The sequence below is a fragment of the Pirellulales bacterium genome (assembly GCA_035939775.1).
Taxonomy (GTDB): domain Bacteria; phylum Planctomycetota; class Planctomycetia; order Pirellulales; family DATAWG01; genus DASZFO01.
In genome coordinates, this window is sequence record DASZFO010000285.1 from 1 (window position 1) to 5,063 (window position 5,063).

General features: G+C 62.1%; 3 protein-coding genes. All 3 read right to left on the reverse strand.

Annotation, left to right across the window (positions count from 1 at the left end):
* Positions 1-50: 50 nt before the first annotated feature.
* Positions 51-1,262 (reverse strand): sulfatase-like hydrolase/transferase, encoded by a 1,212-nt coding sequence (locus VGY55_17610; GenBank protein HEV2971795.1) that lies wholly within the window; start codon positions 1,260-1,262, stop codon positions 51-53.
* A gap of 112 nt (positions 1,263-1,374) precedes the next feature.
* On the reverse strand, positions 1,375-3,768 hold the full coding sequence (locus VGY55_17615; GenBank protein HEV2971796.1) for an ABC transporter substrate-binding protein: 2,394 nt from the start codon (positions 3,766-3,768) through the stop codon (positions 1,375-1,377).
* A 150-nt stretch (positions 3,769-3,918) separates the two neighbouring features.
* Positions 3,919-5,063, reverse strand: a 1,145-nt coding sequence (locus VGY55_17620) for a protocadherin (protein ID HEV2971797.1), incomplete at its 5' end; no start/stop codon positions are given.

A 5,063-nucleotide genomic window follows, 5' to 3' on the forward strand; every position in this document is an offset into this window, starting at 1 on the left:
ATGTCAGGTCCAACTCCAATGCTTCGATCTGCTTAGCCATCGCACTGCCCTCAATTGAGAATAACGTTTCGGGGGCACCCCCCTTCTGCAACACTCCTTCCAACAGAGCAGATTTTCCACCAACAATCGAGACGCTCACCCAGCCGCTTCTGGTTGGCGAAGACCTGCTCGCGTAGTTCGTTCCAGCCCATGTCGAACTTGCCCGTGAACTTTTCGATCCATTCTTCGGTCGGCTGGTGCGGAGAATGCGTGCCGCCGGGAACGTAATACACGAAAAACGGCTTGTCTGGGGCGGCCGCGTTGAGGCCGTTCATGTATTTAATCGCTTCGTCCGCCAAATCGGTCGTCAGGTTGTAGCCGGGCTTGCCGACCCAAGGCGTGACCTGCGTCGTGTTTCGGAAGAGATACGGCGTCCATTGATCGGTCTCTCCCCCCATGAATCCATAGAAATACTCGAAGCCCATCCCGATCGGCCACTGATCGAACGGGCCGGCGATGCTGTATTGGTAGGTTGGCGTGTTGTGATTCTTGCCGAACCACGACGTGGCATAGCCGTTCTGCTTCAGGATCTCGCCAACGGTCGCATTATTGACCCCGATTGTGGAATCGTATCCGGGATAACCGGTCGATTGCTCGCCGATGATGCCGAAGCCGACCGAATGATGGTTGCGGCCGGTGATCAAGGCTGCCCGCGTCGGCGAGCAAAGAGCCGTCGAGTGGAACTGCGTGTAGCGCAGGCCCATCTTCGCGACGCGATCCATCGCGGGCGTGGGAATGATGCCGCCGAACGTGCCCGAAACGCCGTAGCCCTGGTCGTCGGTCATGATCAGAAGGATGTTCGGCGCGCCCTTCGGCGGTACGACTCGCGATGGCCACCAGGGTTTGGAATCCCGCGCGCTCAGGTTGATCACTCCGCCGAATTTCGGCGGAGGAGGCGGCAAATACTTCCCGTCGATCGTCGTTGTGGCGCTCGGCGAGCCTGGGACGCCGCTGACCACCGGCGCACCGCCCGGCGCCGCACTCGTGGCCGATACCGTCGAGTCCGCCATCGCCAAGAGTTGGCCTTTCGGCATTGCTTCCGTCAAGCAGACGGAACGATTCGCATTGTCAGAATTGTTCGCTTTGCCCTCGACCGAGTCGATCGTGGCATCGGCGGCCCTCGACCGACTGAACACTTCGGGACCGGCCGCGGCGATGACATAGCCGAGCACCGCCCCGATGGCCAAGAAAACGACGATCCGCAATTTAGCCGTGGTGTTCATTTTCATTTTCTCCCGCTGCAAGGACCGAGTAAGCCCCTCAATCTAAACCTAGAAAACTGGTACTTGTCTAAACTAGTTGCGATAATCCAGGGGGCTGACGCCGCCCGGCTCGTCAATCCAAATCCAGAATCTGATACTGCCCTTTGCTGTCCAGAACGGTCCCCCAAACTTTGTGCGCGCCTTGGTGCTCGGAGGGGCCGAAGGTGATCGGCGCGCCGATGCCTAGGTCGAGGTTGTGGATGGATTCCAGGGCTGCGATCAGAGAATCGGTGGTCAGGCTGCCGCCGGCCAGTTCGAGGGCATGCGCGAAGATCATCGCGTCGATGTAGCCCTCGAGGGACACGAACCCGGGCTTCTCGTTCGGATGGTACTTGCCGAGCAATTCCCGATATCTCGAAACGGCCGAGGCCTGAGAATCTCGATGCGGGACCACTTGAGTCACGATGATGCCGTCGCTGTACTTCGACCCGAGCTGGGTCAATTCATCCGCCAGGGCATTGCTGCCGACAAACGAGACGCTGGCGAAGATCGGGTCCTTGCCGGCATCTCTTACCAGTTGAATGAACCGCGCGGCGGGGCGGTAGGTGGGCACCATGATGACTGCCCGAAGGTCGCCGGCTTGCACGATCTTCGCCGCGGCATCGGCGACGTCGATGGTGTTCCGGACATAACCGACTCGCAACAATTTGTCGGGATCGCCGCCGAGCTTGCGAATCATCTTGACCACGCCACTGTAGCCCGCGTCGCCATAGCCATCCTGCTGGGCAAAGACTGCGATCTGCTCCGGCCGGATTTTCTTGATCTCGACGAAGTATTTGACGATCGCGGCCGTCTCTTCTTCGTAGCTCGCGCGGTAGTTGAAAACGAAACGATCGGGCGGGTCCTTCCGCAACAGCTTGGCGCCGGTGAAGGCGCCGAAGAAAAGCATTTGTTTTTCGAGCGCATAGGGCAGCGCCTTCTCTGCCGTGGGAGTGCCGACGTTTCCGATGACGGCGAACACCTTGTGCTTGTCGAACAGCTCCTCCATATTGGCGCGAGCGCGGTCGGGCTCGTAGCCGTCATCCAAGGCCACCAGGCGAATCTTGCGGCCCGCGATGCCGCCGCGCTGATTGACGTCTTCGAAGAAGGTTTCCAGCCCGACTTGCATCCCGCGGCCGAGTTCCTGCGCCGGTCCGTTGAACGGAGCGCTCATTCCGAGGACGATTTCCGCAGAAGTGACTCCTCGCGCGGTTTCGAGGGACGCCGATGGTCCCGAAGTCGGCCCCTTGGCATCGACTGTGCCCAGTGCGCTTGCGGCGCCCGCGCCGCCCGCGGAAAACGGCCCAGCCGGCGCGCCGGAATCCGAAGCGGCTTCGCGCGACGATTGCCACGGCCGCCAAACCGCCAATGCGATGAGCAGCAATACCGCGGCACCCAGCCCAGCGCCGATCCAAAGTCGCCGATTCTGCTTGCCAGGCGTCTTAATTCTCGGCATGGCTGCCGAGGAAACTGCCGGGCGAGTGCCAGATTGACTCGGCAGCTCGATCCGGGTTGCGCCCGAAAGCGTGGCTGCCACCGCTTGCAAGTCGGCAAGCATTTCTCCAGCCGACTGATACCGATCGGCGGGCGATTTAGCCATCGCTCGCGCGACAATCGCCGAACAAGCCGTAGGAACGGAGGTGTCGATCGAGCGCGGATCCGGAATCTCTCCCTGACAATGCCCAAACATCACTTGGATCACGCTGCTCGAATTCTCGTATGGATTTCGTCCGGTCAGCAGGCTGTAATAAGTTGCCCCGAGCGAATAGATATCGCTGCGGACATCGACGGGCTTGGCGTCGCACTGCTCCGGGCTCATGAAATAGGGAGTGCCGACGACCATGCCAGCTTGCGTCATCTCGCGGGCGCGGGCGGTCGTTGTCTTGGCCAAGCCGAAGTCGGTGATCTTGACCGAGCCATCCGCGGTTTTCATCAAGTTCGCCGGCTTCATATCCCGATGAATCAGCCCGACCGCATGCGCGGCTGAAAGACCCTTGCAAGCGTCGATCGCGATACGAGTCGCGTCGAGGAGGGAGCGGGGATGCGCAAGATCGAGCCCGTCCGCTACGCTGCCGCCGGGGATCAACTCCATCACTAAGAAATACGCCCGGCCTTCCTGCCCGATCTCGTAAATCGAGACGACATTGGCATGGTTGAGCTTGCCGGCCGCCTTGGCCTCGGCCAGAAATCGAGCCAGCGCCGTTTCGTCCTCTGCCAAGTCCTCGGGCAGGAGCTTGATCGCGACGTCGCGCTCAATCAATGCATCGCGCCCGCGAAAAACGACTCCCATTCCACCTTGACCAAGGACGCCGATGACCTCGTATTTTCCGAGCGTGCGGCCGATCCAGGCGGCGGCAGCGGCCGGCGAGCCGGGAGTCCGCGAGGGAGCGGTGTCGCTGCCGCTGGCGATCGCCGCCGTTTCGAGAAACTTCGGTTCCGGCCTTTTTCCGCTCGTGCCGGATTGCGACGCAGAGCGATTCTCTTCCATCGACACGGGTCGTTCTCCTCTTTGAGCTTCAATTCGGATTTGACGGGTGCCATGGCCACTGCTCTGAGTGGCCATGCTGCAACGCTGTCCATGCCCACGCCGAGCCGTGGGCATGGCACCCAACGTATCCAATACAACCTTGAAGCTCTCCTAATTCCCGGTGTTCTGCTGGTCGGTTTGCTTCAGTCGCACGAGCATCCACTGCTGCGTTTTGTCCTTGCCGAGATGGATCAACACGGGGGCCTCGTCCTTGGACAAGTTGCTGATTCCTGCGTCGTAGACAGTCGTTTTGTTGTCTCCGACCGTCCAGGCGGCACGCTGCGTTTGCTTATCCACCGCCCCATGGACTTGGGCGGTTGATCCCGTGAGCACGCTGTTGTAGTTCCCCGCGATGGCGCCCGACTTGTTGACCGCCAATTGGAACATGGTGTTGGTGTCCGATTGGTCGCCCTGCACTAGCGCAAAGACGCCCAGCGGCAGCCAATCGGCGCTCTGAGGATCGGGCGCCGGGGCGCTCTGCGCGATATCGGACGCCTGCTGGTAATACTGGTCCGCCGTAGCCACCGGCTGGGTGCCGTAGTAAACCTGGTCTCCCTGATAGGTGACGTTGTTGCCGTAGTCGTATACAACTGGCGCCACGTCGCTTCCCCAGCCGCACCACGCGCCGATGGCGGGCCAAGTCGCGGCGCGCCATGCCGCTCCAGCGCCCCAGCCCGCCGCGGCCCAGGCGCCGGAATGATCGCCGTACCAACCGTGACCGAACGCGCCGTAGTCTCCAAATCCGTTTCTTACGGCCGCCCCGCGTGCTGACGCCACGCTGCCGGACCACGACGTGGTGGCATGAGCAATCGCGCCGGCGCCGCCCGCCCTGGTCCAGTTTCCGCCGAAAGCGCCATCGGTAGGCAAACCGCCGTGGAACCCCGAGTAACCACCGGCCGAGACGCCACTCGCGTGGAACCCGCTCACGTCGCCGCCCGACGCATGGAATCCGCTCACGCTCGCATCGGAGGCGTGGAAGCCACTTGCTTCTCCGCCGGAGGCATGGAATCCGCTCGCTTCGCCGCCACGATATCCGCCGCCCTCAGCCCCGCCGCCGCGATAACCACCAGTGTCGAAGCCGCCGCCGCGCGACGCTCCGCCGAAATCGCCACCGCCGCGATAGCCTCCTCCGCCGAAATCGCCGCCGCGATCGCCGCCGCCACCCCGATAACCGCCTCCGCCACCTCCGCGAAATCCGCCCCCGCCCCCTCTCGCATGAACAGATTCTGCCGAGAGCAGCACAATGCACGATCCGA